Origin of the sequence: Meinhardsimonia xiamenensis, from assembly GCF_900102905.1 — a bacterium.
GTDB classification, from domain to species: domain Bacteria; phylum Pseudomonadota; class Alphaproteobacteria; order Rhodobacterales; family Rhodobacteraceae; genus Meinhardsimonia; species Meinhardsimonia xiamenensis.
Window position 1 is genome coordinate 46,952 of the sequence record NZ_FNFV01000009.1, and the last position, 15,466, is coordinate 62,417.

10 protein-coding genes and 1 pseudogene are annotated in these 15,466 nt (G+C 62.5%); 7 read left to right on the forward strand and 4 right to left on the reverse strand.

All coding sequences use genetic code 11. The features are described from left to right. Window positions 1-14: 14 nt before the first annotated feature. From BLQ14_RS14195 to BLQ14_RS14210, 4 genes are all read right to left on the reverse strand, one after another. Window positions 15-959: a hypothetical protein gene (locus tag BLQ14_RS14195; RefSeq protein ID WP_092501233.1), complete on the reverse strand. Its 945-nt coding sequence runs from the start codon at window positions 957-959 to the stop codon at window positions 15-17. After that, window positions 934-2,121, reverse strand: a complete 1,188-nt coding sequence (locus tag BLQ14_RS14200) for a hypothetical protein (protein ID WP_092501234.1) — start codon at window positions 2,119-2,121, stop codon at window positions 934-936. The genes BLQ14_RS14195 and BLQ14_RS14200 overlap by 26 nt, the downstream gene beginning before the upstream one ends. Before the next feature lie 109 nt (window positions 2,122-2,230). Next, window positions 2,231-2,950, reverse strand: a complete 720-nt coding sequence (locus BLQ14_RS14205) for an ImmA/IrrE family metallo-endopeptidase (protein ID WP_092501235.1) — start codon at window positions 2,948-2,950, stop codon at window positions 2,231-2,233. A 10-nt stretch (window positions 2,951-2,960) separates the two neighbouring features. Then, window positions 2,961-3,287: a helix-turn-helix domain-containing protein gene (locus tag BLQ14_RS14210; RefSeq protein WP_092501236.1), complete on the reverse strand. Its 327-nt coding sequence runs from the start codon at window positions 3,285-3,287 to the stop codon at window positions 2,961-2,963. Window positions 3,288-3,418: 131 nt separating this feature from the next. Between BLQ14_RS14210 and BLQ14_RS15325 the strand changes: the two genes are divergently transcribed. From BLQ14_RS15325 to tnpC, 7 genes and pseudogenes are all read left to right on the forward strand, one after another. Further along, window positions 3,419-6,697 carry a hypothetical protein gene (locus tag BLQ14_RS15325; protein ID WP_143004505.1) on the forward strand — a complete coding sequence of 1,093 codons (3,279 nt, stop codon included), beginning with the start codon at window positions 3,419-3,421 and terminating at the stop codon, window positions 6,695-6,697. After that, window positions 6,694-11,307, forward strand: coding sequence for a DEAD/DEAH box helicase (locus tag BLQ14_RS14230; protein WP_092501240.1), 4,614 nt, complete (start codon window positions 6,694-6,696; stop codon window positions 11,305-11,307). Before BLQ14_RS15325 ends, BLQ14_RS14230 begins: the two co-directional genes overlap by 4 nt. Next, window positions 11,291-11,482, forward strand: a pseudogene (locus tag BLQ14_RS15695) (Zn-binding domain-containing protein); the annotation flags it as partial. The gene BLQ14_RS14230 and the pseudogene BLQ14_RS15695, both read left to right, overlap by 17 nt. A gap of 333 nt (window positions 11,483-11,815) precedes the next feature. After that, window positions 11,816-12,628 (forward strand): hypothetical protein, encoded by an 813-nt coding sequence (locus tag BLQ14_RS15575; protein ID WP_245657123.1) that lies wholly within the window; start codon window positions 11,816-11,818, stop codon window positions 12,626-12,628. A gap of 606 nt (window positions 12,629-13,234) precedes the next feature. Further along, complete coding sequence (locus tag BLQ14_RS14240; RefSeq protein WP_245657043.1) at window positions 13,235-13,531, forward strand: transposase; 297 nt, start codon at window positions 13,235-13,237, stop codon at window positions 13,529-13,531. Next, a complete protein-coding gene (gene tnpB / locus BLQ14_RS14245; RefSeq protein WP_092500241.1) occupies window positions 13,528-13,881 on the forward strand; it encodes an IS66 family insertion sequence element accessory protein TnpB in 354 nt (117 codons plus the stop codon). Before BLQ14_RS14240 ends, tnpB begins: the two co-directional genes overlap by 4 nt. Before the next feature lie 54 nt (window positions 13,882-13,935). Beyond that, a complete protein-coding gene (gene tnpC, locus BLQ14_RS14250) occupies window positions 13,936-15,450 on the forward strand; it encodes an IS66 family transposase (protein WP_092500240.1) in 1,515 nt (504 codons plus the stop codon). The last annotated feature ends 16 nt before the right edge of the window (window positions 15,451-15,466 follow it).

A 15,466-nucleotide genomic window follows, 5' to 3' on the forward strand; every position in this document is an offset into this window, starting at 1 on the left:
GGGATTGTGCGGCGTCAGACTTCGAGCCAGCAGTTGGAGCCGCTTTCCCGAATGACCTCCCGCCATGTCGGGTGGCCCCCGAAGAGGTCCTTCAATCTCTTCACCGAAGGCCCGCATTCGGCTTCCTCGAGAATGCGTGCAACCGGCAGGACCGGGTCGCCGTCAAGCCAGGCCTCGGCCAGCATGGCGACGGCGATCTTCTGCTTGCCGCCGGTGAACTCGTGCCATTTGCCGTGGACAATCAGCACACCGCCATCGCCGGAGACCCAGACGGGCCCCTGGTGCGACGGGCCCTTGAGCAGCCGTGCCGCAAGGATTTCGGGGGCGACCGCAAGCCCGTCCTCGTGTTCGACCACATCCTCCAGCGCGACGAGCTCGTGACCCCGGATGAACGGAACGGGCATTCGTCCCGGCGGGTCGAGAACGATGACCACGCGAAGACCGTCGGATGGCCGACGCTGGACGAGTTCGCGAAAGGCCGCGAAACCCTCCGGCCTGGTCAGCCCCCGCGCCACCCATATCCCCACCCGAGCGGCACGCCTTGGCAGCCGCGCCGTCCCGAAATCCAGCGCCGCGTCGTCGAGATACGGCACCGGGTCATTTCCGAGCGAACAATCGAGCTTGGCGACAACTCGCCGAGCTCCTGCCGCCATGTCCAACGCATGGACGCGGCGGCGCTCGCTCGTGCGCTCGTCCTGCCAGGCCCAATTGCCCAGGTGACCCGCACGCCCGGTGAGCGGGTGGGTGATCACCGCCACGGGCGTGTCGTCAAGATCGTCCGACGCGACGATGCATGTGCTGCTGCCATGCGGCACGAGCAGCCCCGCTTCCATCAGCGCCTCGCCCGCGCCGCCCATCTGCGCCAGCGCGAAGGCCGAGACCCGCGCGCCGCGGGTCCCGGCGATGGACGAGAGCAGCCGACGGGCGGCGCGATCAATCCTCGAAGAGTTGCGGGTCATCGACGAGGATCCCCCAGCGCCGCAGGTATTTCTCGCCGATCAGCTGTTCGGTCGCGGTCCGATCCTTCAGATCGCAGCCATGCGGCCAGGTGACGGTGAAGCTCAGCGTCCGTCGCCGTCCGCTCCCCGGGCGCCGGGCGAGCTTCACGGCGATCCTCGCGCGCGTGGCGACGTAGGCGTCGCTCAGCGGCGTGCGATCACCGAAGCGCTCCTCCGCCTTCATCCAGATCGTCTCGTCTGCGCGCGCGGGTTTCTCCAGCGTCACCCTGAAATCGCTGTCGTCGATCGGCATCACGCGCAGCTCACGCACCTCGACCGCCTCGATCCCGTCCTCCGGATCGACGGGGAATTCGTGGTGCGAGAGCAGAACGGACAGGTCATAACACCGCAGCGGCAGGCGGTTTTCCTCGAACGCGATCCCAAGGAGATGCGTGACCGTCGCCTTGACGATCTCGCTGCGCGTCGCCCTGTCGCCGGCGACAACCTCGATGCCGCCGGTTGCCGCTTCATAGGTCACCGCGGCCTCGAACACCGGACGATAGGCCTGCCGGACAAGCGACCCCTTGTCGTCGAAGCGGAGCAGATCGTCGGGCCGTCCCTCGCGGTAGATCGTCACCTGCACCAGGTCGCATTCGTCGCCTTCGAGGGTCGTGCGCACGCGGTCGAAGATGTCCACATGGACATGCGTGGCGCCCGAGAATGCCTTGAGCGCTGAGACGAACGCCTCGATCGCGCCCTCCTCGCGCCGCACGGCGCGGCCGGCTTCCGTCATGAAGCCTGCCCACATCCGTCCGCGCCGGCGGTCCTCCGTGAAGCGGACCTCCTCGGCATGGCGAAAACGCTCCGGCGCATTCAGGAACATCCAGAGCGCTCGGGCATGGGCATTCGAGAGCCCGTCGAGCACGGCGGGGTTCTCGGCAACACTGTAGATGGCCGCCTGCCCCGCCTCGTCCGCCAGGGCGTTCACACGCTCGGCATCGTTCGAGATGCGGTCCCGCTGGGACCGGGTCATCTCCTCGATGGCGCCAAGCAACGGCCTCGGGAGCTCCGTCTCGGGCAGGCTCCAGTCGAAGCCGGCGGGAAGGCCGATTTCCGGCCGGTCGAAATAGTCGCGCAGCGCCTCACCCGGCGTCTTGCGAAGGAAAGTGGAAAGTGCGGTCACCGGGTTCTCCTTTCTGGCGATTCCATTGTCGGCTGATCTGCTAATCAGCGTATATCGCACCAGAAGGGAGTCAATCGCAAAAATACGCGCCACCGCGGATTGGCGTATATCAGTCGAAAAGCGACGGCTGGCCCTGCACCGTCGTGATCAGGTTGAGCTTAAGCAGCCGCACGCGCGCCGCCTCCTCGGAGACCGCGAACTGCGCCATCACCCTTCGGATCAGCTCCGCGGCGTGTTCGGAGGCCACGTGGATGTTGCCGTGCAGCTCGCGCGGCGCGCAGTAGTCGGAAACCAGGCGCCGCAACGGCGTGGCCGGCATCAGGATCGCGCCGCTGATGTATCCGGCCTGCCATTCCATCCAGTCGGTCTGCGGTGCGCCGAGAATGTTGTCGCGCCTGGAGATGGCCTTGTTGGCGTTCGGGTCGCGGTCTAGCAGGTCGCCGGTCGCGAACTTCTCGGCCCAGAGCGGCCCGTGGAATTTCACGTGGCCGAATTCGTGGGTGAGCGTCGTTCTGAAGCGGTTCTCGCGCCGATCATCGGCCGAGATGCGTTCCGAGATCGCCACTCTCGGCATCCGGTCGGCGAAGAATTCGGTCACCCCTTCGACATCGTCGCCGTAGCCGGAAAGGTCGGCATAGGTGTCGAGATCCTCGACATGCGCCTCGACGAGCACAGTCAGGTCATCGGTGCTGACCGGATAGGCGACCCTCTTCTTGTGGGAGAGCAGGAACTCCTGGATCAGCCGTTCGCATTCGGCGTCGAGCTCGCGTGCTTCAAAGTAGGGGCGCCGCGGAAAGCGCCCGGTGTTGTCCGGGATCATCCGCACCATGGCCCCGCCCTCACTCCTTAAGCGTCTTCCTGAAGTTCGCGAAGGCCCTGACCACCTTCTCGGGATCCGACGCTTCCCGGCGCAGGTCGTCCGGCAGCCGCCCCGCGAGCGCGAAGAGGTAGTCCTCCGGTATGTTCAGGATGCCGGAAAACTGCCGAATCAGGTGGCTGGAGCTGGGGCTGCGGCGGTCATGCTCGATGTCGTTGAGGTACTGCGGGGAGATAGACCCGCCCCCCTCTTCCTTCATCACCCGCGCAGCGAGCTCCTTCTGGCTCATGCCAGCCGCCTTGCGCGCCTGCGCGATAGCGCGCCCGAAGGTCATCCCGTCGCTGGACATGGCCGGATCATCGCTGCATTCCCCTGTCAATCCGCTTGTTCGCGGATAGGCGAATTGTTACCCATGAATGCGGAGAGAAGCAACTTCGCAGAGAATCAACCTCTCGGTGCGTAATTGTCCAAGGGGGGGCAATGAGCTGCAGAACAGCCGACTTTTTGCTCAGCACTCGCAGACGATCCGTAGGCGCGCCGCCATTCATCGGATTGCTGCCATTGGAGGATGGGGCATTCAAGCGAGCACTTGATGAGGCGCGGCAATTTCTGGACCGTCGAGCGGATCGGATCGACGCGTTCTTTCGAAAGTTTCCCAACTTGGCGACCTGGTTGGTGACGCACTCCCTGAGCGAAGGCTATGGCGACGATGGACATGCGGTCTATCCGCACATCGAAAATACGCTCTGCGTACCTTTGCAATACCAGCAGCATCGGAAAGCTTTGTTCAATTCCTTCTGCACGACATGCGAGCGGTTCGGCCTGCCCACGCGGGGCTTTGAACGCGATGTCGACGTCTACCTTCTTCATGCCGGCGTCAGTCAGGCACAACTTCCGCACTTGGTTGACGCATTCTTGAGGCAGGAGAAAGCTTTCGGCCCGCCACCAACCGAGTCGACAGCAGAGCTGAATCGTTGGGAGGACGACGCCCTCTATTTTCTCCCTCCGTCGGTCAACGTGCTTCGCCGAGCAATCCTTTGGGATGAAACCGCTTGGCATGCCGCTTTGTTCGCGCGGTTACGCCAAGACCCAGAGGGCTTTGTTCCTGCGATAGAATTCGAGAGGCAGTTCAAGGCAGTTCTTGAAGAACGGTTGAAGGAGACGAATTCGGCACCAAGCCGGCGAGGAAGAGAGGCGCTCGCACCGCGACCGAAGCTGCATTGGCAGTCCGGTGGGCTTGTATTGCGGCTGCCCCGAACCGAGGGACGTATTCGCCTTTGTTTCGATGGCGCGCAACGTCCTCTGCGGTTACGTGGCGGTGAAGACTGGCCACTCCCGCAGCCGTGGCCAAGTGAGATACGTTGGGAAATCTCCGGGCAGACAGGTCAGCTTGAGTTCCTCGCGCGCGGAGGTTGCGCGGTTTTCGACAGGATCACCGGCCATTATCTGCGCGAGATCCCGCGCGGCGCAGGCGACGTCGAAATCGACTCAAGAGACATCATAATCCTGGCGCGCGAGCCCTTTTCGGTAGCTGGAGAAGCCGCTTTTGAACCGGAATCCGATAGCTTTGTTGGCTTCGCAACTCTTGGACCGCACGCTGTAACGGTCGACCACGATGGCACGCAGACCGGTCTCAAAGCCCGTCCGAGAAGACGTCTTTTGCTAACGGGCTCTCCAATCGCGGACGGACCACGGGGGCCGCTTTATGGGCGTTCCTCACGCCTTCGTGTCGAAACCGGATTGGGACGTTCCGAAATACGTGCAGTACGCGTCACCCTCGGCGCGCAATCGCGACTTATACAGATCCCCATTTCGGCTGATGGTTTTGGAGATATCGGCATTGGGGAAATCCTGACCGAATTCGAAGGGGCCGAAGCCGAAGACCCGATTCGCCTCAGGGCTGAGTTGATGGCGCCAAACGCAGGGAGTGCCGATGTTCATGGCTCGGGAATCGGTCTGTCCGCATGGGTTTGGCCGGGATTCCGCGGCACGGACGGCATAGTGCTCGAAAGTGAGAGTGCCGTCAGCAATCTTGTCCAGGACGAATGCCTTCACGTTGGTCGCGACGACCACGGACAACTTTGCCTTGAGCCGGGCGGTGGATACAGCATTGCCCGAGCCGTATTCGACATCGAAGGCGTTCACGTTCCATTCGATCTGCCCTGGCCAGACGTCACTGTCGTGTGGCGACGCGCGGATGGAAGCGTTGCCCCGCTCCCGCTGGGTACCCGGCTCTCGGTTGGTGAAGATGATCGTTTCGATACGATTTGCGTTCGATGCCCCGACCAAAAGGCGCAATTGATCATCCGTGGAAGACGGGAAGAGGCACCGTTCATCGGCGGTCTGACCCGCAATCTCGCTGTTCGCGATCTTCTGACGCCTTCGGCCGATGAACGCGTGATGTTGCGGCGCAGCAATGGCTCGGAGGTCTTGCTGTTCGAACTCGTCGCGGCACTTGCCCCTCTTGAAATCAATCTTCTGCCCGCTAGCGACGCAATTCGGCTACGGTTGAAATTTGCCGAGCCAGTCGATGCGGTGGCGGTTGAGATTGAGAATGAAATCGGGGAGATCGTTCTCGCCGAGGCCGCGCTGCGTTATCGGCCGGTGGCAACGCGCCGACCAGAATGGTTTCACGCCGATGTGCGTGACAACAACGCGCACGCGGTCGATCTCACCATTGACACGGATTGGCTTGATGATGGGCCGCGCCTCGCCCAACTTTTGATTCGCCCCGAAGGGCGTGAAGGCTGGCGTCCGCTTCGCAATTCTAGAGGCGACAGCTTTGCGATCGCCATTTCCAACCCGGCGGCGGACAAATTCGTGCGCGACGACGAGATTCAGCGTCGTTTCGAGACCCTCTGTCGCTGGCTGTCCGATTGCTATGCGGTAGAGTGCTGGCCAACGCTGGAGCGTACGATTGTGTCGCGCTGGAAGGCGCTCGGACTTCGCCTGCGTGCGCTGCCCGGCGGTGACAGCGCCATAATGCGCGCAGCTTCAATACCCCCTCCTGATCACGCAGCTCCCGGCTGGGTGCCGATCCTGCACCCTCTGTGCTTCGCACCCGATCTTTACGCCGCCGCCCCTCGGGCATTCGCGACTCTGGCGGCCTCCAGCGACCACGGCATTGCCGAAATGGCCGCGCTGGCGACGCTCGATACAGCGCGCCTGCGCGATCTGTCTCACCTTCATGCAGCCATCTTCCCTGGCTTCGAAAACTGGAAGCAAGCAAATGAAACCGGGGCTCGTTTGGAAAGGTTCAGTCCAGGTCGATATTTCCAGTTTCTTCAGATCTTCGATACGGATCCATCGGCGGGTTGGTTCTGGCGCGGGACACCATTGCTGGGGCCTGACCATTGGCGGGCGGCACATATCCGGCTTATCGAGCGCCTTGATGCCGCTGGGCTGTTTGTCGAAGACACGGCCGAGGAGGGGCCGAACAGCCGGCGCCAGCAATCCTTGCAGCGATTGATGCATGCCGCCTGGAAGTTTGCGCCCGAGACCCTTCGCCCACCGGTTCCACGGCGGAGACAAGAAGCACAGGAACCAGACCAGGTCGATCTGTGGGCCTCGGCGCTGCTGTGCGGTTTTGCCAAGGCAAGCCGGTTCAATGAGGTGGCGCAATATGTTGATGCCATTTCCGCTCGAGCAGAGATGTCGCCTGAGCAAGCTCTGACCAGCATCGCCTTCATGCTACGCCTCGCGCCGGAACTTTTCGCATTCCATCTGTTACTCTGGCAGATCGCCAAGGAGCGTCCATGACCGAACTCGATCCAATGCGTTTCAAGGAAGACCTTGGTGCGACACTGGCGCGCTATATCACAACGGCCGCCGCTGTCTCTGCCGCGCGGGCCCCAAGGCTGTCGCGTGCTGTCGCTGAAGCCTGCGCGCGCGCGGCATTGGTTCGCGGCCCATTTGTCGAGAGCTTGCCTGACTTTGAGAAGGGCGGAAGCATCGAAGAACTGGTTGCAGACGGAGCGCTGCACGGCGCCTGGTCAGCGCTTTCCGAAAGCGCGGAGGGCCGGTCGTTGTGGCATCGACCACTCCATCTGCACCAGGCCGCTGCCATTGGGCGCGAGGAAAACTACCTCGTGGCCACGGGCACCGGCTCGGGCAAGACGGAGTCGTTTCTCTTTCCGCTGATCGACGATTTGCTGCGCCGAGGAGAATTGGAGCGGCCTGGTGTCCGCGCAATCCTGGTTTATCCACTCAACGCTCTCGCAAATGACCAGATGCACCGTATTGCTCGGCTCTTGTTTCGAGATCTGGGTGATCCTGGAATCACACTCGGGCGCTTCACCGGACAGGTTCGCTCCAACGCAACACGAGCCGACGAAGAAGCCCATCTGATTGCCACACCCACCTTTCAGGCGGATTTCCCGGATGCCCGCCATGCACCGCGCAACTGGCTTCTCGCCAGGGGCGAGATGCTTGAAAAGCCGCCGCATATCCTTGTCACCAACTATGCCATGCTCGAGCATATTTTGCTCTTGCCGCGCAATCGTGCCCTCCTGGCCGGAGCGGACCTGCGCTGGCTAGTGCTCGATGAGGTGCATACCTATTCGGGCGCTCAAGCCATTGAAGTGGCCTTTCTTCTGCGAAAGTTGAAGGCGCGTCTCGGAATACCCCAAGGGCAGATCCGCTGTGTAGGCACCTCCGCAAGCCTTGACCCGGCTCGGCGCGAAGAGTTGGCCCGCTTTGCCGAAGATTTGTTCGGCGAGCCGTTTCCCAGCGGCGACGGCGCAGTGATCACCGCCGAGCGAAAGCTGCATCCAGCCTTGTGCGATGACGCGGAGCTTGTTGTGCTCGCCGCTTCGGATTGGGTTGAAGCTGGACGAGTGCTCTCTTCATTGCGAGAGCAAGGATGCCTTGCGCCCGACAACGCCGACTACCTGACGGAAGATTGGAACGAGGCCGTAAGGGAGGCTGGCCTCGAAGCGCTGACCCTCGACGCTTCCCAGCCCTTCGGAGAGGGGCTCATCGAGCGGCTCGCTCGCATCAAGCAGGTGCGCGACGTGGCCAGCGCGCTCAAGGAACGTGCCTTGCCTTTTGCCGATCTGGCGGCGCGCGTTTTCCCATCCGATTCTGCGGAGACGGCACAGACCGCGCTCAAGGCTCTGATCTCTCTGGGTGTGCTGGCTCGTCCCTCTACGCCTGGCGCTTTTCCACTTCTCCCTGCAAGGTTTCATCTTGCGGCCTCGGGCGTCGAGGGGGTGGCGCTGAAGCTGTCTGCAAGCGATCCCGAGAATTGGTCCGGCTTCCAGCTATCGCGAAACGGCACCCATATTGACGGCGCCCCGGCCTATCCCCTGCTCGTGTGCCGCAATTGCGGAGAACCCTATATCGAAGGCTGGGACGATGGAACGATGCTTCATCCCCGCCCCGAGATCAGCCCCAATTCGAGGCGCCGTGTGTTGAGGTTGATCCGAGCGGGAGAGGCCGCAACAGAGCTCGATGCCGACGGAATCGACGACGAGTCCGAGGACGAGCCCTCCTTCGAGTTCTTTGCCGACACGGGCGAACTGGCTGATGGTCCCGGGGAAGGCGTTCTGTCGCTTGACGAGGCGCCAATGCGAGACGACCCCGAAGAGCGCCGCAGTTACGTCCAACGGTGCCTTTCCTGCGGCGCAACGGGCGGGCGCTTCGCCGAGCCAGTAACATCGATTCATCCTGGTGACGATGCGCTGGCATCCGTGACCGCACAGACATTGCTAGAGGCTCTGCCCGCACCACAAGGGCGATCGGCAGAAGCGCCAATGAGGGGGAGGAATCTTCTCGTCTTTGCCGATAACCGTCAGGATGCAGCCTTCTTCGCACCGTTTTTCGAGCGTACCTCTCGGGACCAAGCTCTCCGCGCGACTATGGTTCAGGCTGTCCGCAGGGAGGCCGATGAGGCGCTGGATCTCATGGGCCTCCGCGATGGTGCGTGGACCTCGCTTCGCCGGAATGGCTTCAAGCTTTACGATCGCCGCAACCCGGAGCCGTTGAGCAGCAGCGCCGCGAAGGACCGGCTCATGGCCATGATCGCCGCCGAGCTCTGCGGCGGTCCTCTCCGGCTTTCACTGGAATCGCTCGGCCTGATTACCGTCCACTACGATGGCAGCGAGAGGATAAGCCAACGTTTGTCTGGAAAGGTTCCGCCCGAGCATCGCGGCATCATCCCCGCTTTGGTCCGATTTCTCCTGGATCTGATCCGGCAGTCGAGGGCGATCAACTCGCTTGAAAATATCGACCTGACGGACGAATCCATCTGGGGGGAGGGCTTGGCGAGCTCCGACATCTCGTGGTCGCTGACACGGACCCATCAAAGCCGTCGGCTCCGCACGTTGCTCTCTGAGCCGGGGCGTCTCAATCGTCCCCTTTGGGTTCTGGTCAACAGACTGGAGATCCCCGAAAAGCAGGCAAGGGACATTCTCTCGGCATTTTGGGATGAGGCTACGCGGCCGCTTCATCGTCTTCTGGTGCCCGGCGGCCATGGCCATGTTCTGAACCTGGCCGCCATGCGGTTCACTGCGGCCGCCGAGGGCGACTTGCGCCGATGCGAAAGCTGCGGCGCGTTGAGCCAGATCGACCTGGGAGGCGTGTGTACAGCTTGGCGCTGCACCGGTCGGACTGTTCCAGTTTCGCCGGAGGAGCGGCAGGAGATGCGCCGACGCAATCACTACCTCGCTCGCTATGAAGGCCAACCACTAAGCGGGATCGCAAGAGAGCATACCGCTGCCATTTCCACCACGGAACGAGCCGAGATCGAGGAGCGATTCCGGCTGGGGGAAATCAATCTTCTCAGCTGCACCACCACAATGGAGATGGGGGTCGATCTGGGCGAGCTGGAAGCGGTGTTTTGTCGGAACGTCCCGCCTGGGATCGCGAACTATCAGCAGCGCGCGGGGCGCGCCGGCAGGCGGGCTCAAGCCGCACCCATCGCATTGATGATGGCGCGGTCTGGCCGCTACGACCAGGCGCAGTTCAACGATCTGCGCGGATACCTCGAAGCATTGCCGCCGGCCCCGTATCTGACGCTGGACAATCCAAGCTTCTTCCGACGGCATCAGGTCTCGTGTCTTCTTGCGGGCTGGTTGGATCGTCGCCTTTTGGGCCACGAACGCACAGGTGCTCCTCGCCTGCGTGACGTGCTGGGCGAACGGCTGGACGAGACGGCAGAGGCGGAGGTGCTGGCGGATCTCGCGACATGGCTTACCTCCAGTGAAGGTATTGCCGCGCGTGAGATTGCCGAGGCCATGACGGCGACTCTTGGCGCCAAGCTCGGGCATGTTGGTCTCAGGGGGGGCGAGCTCACCGAACATGCCAGGGCAGAGATAACCCGCTGGATCAGGGCCACCTGTGCTCGTTGGCGTGAAATGAACGATGCCTACGAAAAGGCCCGCTCCGCGCTCGATGATCCAGATGCAAGTGAGCGGGAGCGGAGCCGGTCCACTCGCCGTATGACTGCGCGTTTGGGCGACATGAAGCGATATCTTGATCGATTCCTCGTCGAATCCCTTTCGCGCGCGGCGGTGATCCCGACCTATAGCTTCCCGGTACACTCGATACATCTGGAGATCGTCACCGAAAGAGGCGCGCACACTGCTTCGGACGATCGCGCTCTTCAGCTCGATCGAGACGCGGCTATGGCGATCGCCGAATATGCGCCCGGTGCTGAAGTTGTGGCCGGCGGACGAATTTGGACATCTGCCGGCATCGCACGCCGAGCGACCTTCGGCGTCGGCGACGCTTGGATGGAGCGCGGCTTTTGTCGCGTTTGTCCAGCGTGCCAACACGCCGAGATTCATCACGACCGCGACGATTTCGGGGAGAACTGCCCGCAATGCGGCAGCCGGGCCAGTGGCCCGCGTCGAGCCTTCGTGGAACCGGTCGGCTTCCTGACTTCGTATGCCGATCGGCAAGGAAGAGATCCTGGCGCGACGCGACTGAGAGTTCGACCTGTCGACGAGGCACGCCTTCTGACCCGCGCCCGCCCTGAGGATTTCCAAGCCTCCGACCTCGCGAGGGTGACGCATTTCTTCGCACCGGCGGTAGCGCCAGAGGGCAGTCAGCCCGGGCGAATGCTTGTGCTGAACCGTGGCCCGATGGGTGCAGGCTATCTTTGGTGTCCGGTCTGTGAACATGCGCAGCCGGCACCTCAGGAGGCCATCGGGGGGGCAGAGATCCGAGCGGTTCATGAGAATCCCCGGACTGGCGATCGGTGTCGCGTCGAGTCTCTCCGATGGCCGGTAGATCTCGCGTATCTTCGAGACCGACCTTCGCGGCATCCGGATCGACCAGCCAGTTCCAGACTTTTCCGACCGCCCCACGGACAAAGAACGCAAGGCCGCCCGGGAGGGCTTCCTTCGAACATTGGCAGAAGCGCTTAGGCTTGCAGCGGCCGATATCCTCGAAACCGACCCAAGAGATATTCGTGCGACTGTCGAGCTTCTTGGAGCGGCTCCATTCGTTATTCTGTCGGACGCAGTCCCTGGTGGAGCCGGTTACTGTCGTCGGCTACTCGAAGAGTCTCGTTTCTCAGCGCGCGTACTGCTCGGTCGCGCCATCGCTGTTCTGGATTGCCCTCGCGGCGCAGCTTGCGAAACAAGTTGTTCGCGCTGCCTGAATGACTACTCCAACCAGGCTCATTGGGATCAATTCAATCGCCATCCCGTGCTTAACTGGTTGCGTGCGCTCCTTGCGCAATCGACACCGCGGCCTGCTCACGCTCCCGAGGCTGCTATCCCGATAGCGCAAACCGCCGCAGCCACATTGCGGGTGCGACTTGAAGGTGCCCGGCTTGTGGCAGTGTCCTGTCCAATTCTATGGGGCGCCGAAGATCGCTCCGAGGCCCTCTCCAGCGCGCGAGCGCTGCGAAACTGGCTCGACGAAGACCCGATGCGCCACGCTCTTTTCCTGCTACCGCCAGGTGCGGATGATGCACGCAGTCCGACAGGCCTTGATCGCGAAATAGCATTTACTTTGGCGCCCTATGAACGATCTGGCCAACTTCGCTTCGGGACGCTGCCAAGCTCCGCCGTCCTGGATGCGCCGCGCCTTTCGATTTTGAAAGGGGTCGGCTCAGAAGCTTGCGTGGATGCGTTCTACGCAGAGAAGGACGCGGCTTCCGCTCTCGCAGGCCCGCTCGTCGGTGTGAGCCACATGTATTCGTGTACAGCGGGTGACAGCTGGCTTGCGTCTGTTCAGGACAGCGTTCAATCAATGCCGGGACCCATGTCTGGTCTCACTGAGCGCTTGCGCGTGTTCCGCTTCCGGCCGGGAACCGCGCGTGATCTGTCTCCGCTTTTCAAAGGAGTTTCTGGGCGCCGCGTCGCTCTCGAAATCGAGGATCCTTGGTGTGGGGTTCGACCGCACAATCGCCGCCGCCTCGCCAACTTTGTTGCAGCGGCTGTCGCAGCGGGCCTCGATATCGAGCGACTGGCGGTGGTGTGGAATCCGCATCATGGGGAGCCCGATCCTGCTCAAGCCCAATCGAGCGCGTTGCGCGCCGAGCTTCGATCGGTGGGCATTACCGTCACGCCCGAGCTCCGTCACCGCTCAGGACGAGATCGACATTTTCATGATCGCGTCGTGACCATCCAGACCGTCGACGATGGAGAGAGAGTCAATCTGAGGTGGGACGTCACCGCTGGGATCGACAATCTCATGTCTCATACGAAGGAATGCAGCGTCTTCATCGAGGAGCGCTGAACCCAACTGCTCACGTGGAGGCGCGAAGGACTTCGGCTCCTCTTGCTTCCACAGTGCTTCCACGGGTGCCTCAAACGCAAACGCCGCCCCGGAGGGCGGCGTTCAAGCGTTTGATAATGCGTAGGAATTTGGTTGCGGGGGCAGGATTTGAACCTGCGACCTTCAGGTTATGAGTCGTGTCGAACGAACCATGAACAATCACTCGGAACCGCGAGTTCTTGCGCAGTTTCCGACACTTGCCGATCCCGGCGAAGCGGCCCCGCTGCGCACGATCTGGCGCGATTGCGCAGCGCTTTTCGGCCGCGTGCTTCCATAATGCTTCCAACGAGCCGAGACCTGATTTTCCGGTAGCACGGCCATCAGGCGGCGGTGTGCGACCAGAAGGCGTGCTTCCTGCCGTGCTCCTCTTTCAACCTGGCGACGTAGGCGTCGTGCGTAAGCGGTGCGTTGGCCCCACCTTTCCTGTGAGCGTGTGATCTGCGAGTCCCGGCGTTGTGTCGATTTGTAGGGACTTTCTCCATGGAGCACTCAGCGGAGTTTCTCAGTGAGGTGATTGTCGGACCTCGCGGTCGGAGGCGGTGGCCGGATGATGTGAAAGCGCGGATCGTGGCTGAGACGTTGGAGCCGGGGACGACGGTGAATGAGGTTGCCCGGCGATATAACATGCGGCCCAATCATCTGTCGGAATGGCGGCGGATGGCGCGGGAGGGGAAGCTGGTGCTGCCGGCACTGCCGGAACCGGAGCCTGAGTTCGCGCCGATGGTTATCGAAGAGCTGACCGACTGTACGGTGGGAGCCGGGGACGCAACGGTTGAGATTGTCTGCGGCGATGTGGTGATCCGGCTGGACGAGGCGACCCCGGCGGTACGGATTGCAGAGATTGTGCGGGCACTCGGGGCATGATTTTTCCGTCGAACCGGGTACGGATCGTTGTGTCGACGAAGCCGGTGGACTTCCGGAAAGGCCATGACGGGCTGGCGGCCCTGGTGAAGAACGAGTTGCGCAAAGAGCCGTTCACCGGGACGGTGTTCGTGTTCCGCGCCAAGCGGGCCGACCGGCTGAAGCTGCTCTATTGGGACGGCACCGGGCTGGTGATGATCTACAAGCGGCTGGAGGAGACGACCTTCACCTGGCCAGCGATCCGCGACGGCCTGATGTCATTGAACCATGCCCAGTTCGAAGCGCTGTTTGCCGGATTGGACTGGCGGAAAGTGAAGGCTCTGGCGGCGCGTCCGCCGACTGCGGCAGAGTGAATCATGGGGATGTTTTGGCGGGTGCTTCCCGCGCGATTTTGATAGATCACCCCCATGAACGCGGCGGCAAATCTTCCCGATGACATCGAGGCCCTGAAGGCCATCATCCTGGCCCAGCAGGAGCAGAACGCACGTCTGGAAGCCTTGGTCGCGGCCTTCAAACAAGCGCTGTTCGGGCGCAAGTCCGAGAAGATCGATCCGGATCAGTTCGAGCTGGCGCTGGAGGATATCGAGACCGCGATTGCCCAGGTCGAGACCGAAGGTGAGGTCAATCCGCTGGTCACGCCGATGCGAACCTCGACGCCGCGCAAGACCAACCGGGGATCGCTGCCGAAACACCTGCCGCGCATCGAAGACGTGATCGAACCCGAGAGCACGGTCTGCGACTGCGGCCACGAGCGGCATGTCATTGGCGAGGATGTCAGCGAACGGCTGGATATCGTGCCGGCACAGTTCCGGGTGATCGTCACCCGCCGTCCAAAGTATGCCTGCCGGTCCTGCGAGGGCGGGATCGTCCAGGCTCCGGCACCCGCGCACCTGATCCCCGGCGGCATGCCGACCGAGGCCACGGTGGCGCATGTGATCGTAGCCAAATACGCCGACCACCTTCCCCTGTACCGGCAGGCCCAGATTTACAGCCGCCAAGGCATCGATCTCGACCGCTCCACGCTGGCAGCCTGGGTCGGACGCGCGGCGTTTGAACTCAAACCCGTCTATGACGCGCTGCTGGCGAACCTGAAGCGATCCACCAAGCTGTTCATGGATGAGACCACGGCGCCGGTGCTGGACCCAGGTCGCCGCAAAACCAAGACGGGATACTTCTGGGTCTTGGCCCGCGATGACCGCCCCTGGGGCGGCGGTGCCCCGCCGGGCGTGGCCTTCACTTACGCACCGGGCCGATCCGGCCAATACGCCGAGGGCATCCTCAAAGGCTTCACAGGAACCCTGCAAGTGGACGGCTATGCGGGCTACAACCGGCTGCTCAAACGGCCAACCCAGGATATCCAGCTGGCGTATTGTTGGGCGCACGCCCGGCGCAAGCTCCATGAAGTCGCCCAGACCGGCACAACGCCGATTGCCGATGAGGGGCTGAAACAGATTGCCGCCCTCTATCGGATCGAGAAGGACATCCGCGGTCAGAAGCCCCAGGCCCGCCTGTCCGAAAGACAAGCACGCTCAAAGCCGATCATCGACGCATTCGAGGCTTGGCTCACCACCCACCGTGCCCGCGTCTCCGCCAAGTCCCCGCTCGGTGAAGCCCTCAAATACATCGCCAAATACCGGGGCGGCTTGACCCTGTTCCTGACCGACGGCCGCATCGAGATCGACAACAATGCCGTCGAACGCAGCATCCGCCCCATCGCGCTCAACCGAAAGAACGCCCTCTTCGCAGGCCATGACGCCGGCGCACAGAACTGGGCGATGCTGGCCTCGCTGATCGAAACCTGCAAGCTCAACGCCGTCGATCCCCACGCCTGGATAACGGCGACGCTCCGGGCCATCATCAATGGCCACAAGCAATCCGATATCGACGCCCTGCTGCCTTGGAATTACGCCCAGCCAGTGTGATCGGCGCACCGCTTAC

What these genes read in the sequence shown, in the direction of transcription:
- BLQ14_RS14195 (WP_092501233.1), bottom strand. Translation starts at nt 959, where the DNA reads ATGACCCGCAACTCTTCGAGGATTGATCGCGCCGCCCGTCGGCTGCTC.
- BLQ14_RS14205 (WP_092501235.1), bottom strand. Translation starts at nt 2,950, where the DNA reads ATGGTGCGGATGATCCCGGACAACACCGGGCGCTTTCCGCGGCGCCCC.
- BLQ14_RS14210 (WP_092501236.1), bottom strand. Translation starts at nt 3,287, where the DNA reads ATGTCCAGCGACGGGATGACCTTCGGGCGCGCTATCGCGCAGGCGCGC.
- BLQ14_RS15325 (WP_143004505.1), top strand. Translation starts at nt 3,419, where the DNA reads ATGAGCTGCAGAACAGCCGACTTTTTGCTCAGCACTCGCAGACGATCC.
- BLQ14_RS14230 (WP_092501240.1), top strand. Translation starts at nt 6,694, where the DNA reads ATGACCGAACTCGATCCAATGCGTTTCAAGGAAGACCTTGGTGCGACA.
- BLQ14_RS15575 (WP_245657123.1), top strand. Translation starts at nt 11,816, where the DNA reads ATGCGCCACGCTCTTTTCCTGCTACCGCCAGGTGCGGATGATGCACGC.
- tnpB (WP_092500241.1), top strand. Translation starts at nt 13,528, where the DNA reads ATGATTTTTCCGTCGAACCGGGTACGGATCGTTGTGTCGACGAAGCCG.
- tnpC (WP_092500240.1), top strand. Translation starts at nt 13,936, where the DNA reads ATGAACGCGGCGGCAAATCTTCCCGATGACATCGAGGCCCTGAAGGCC.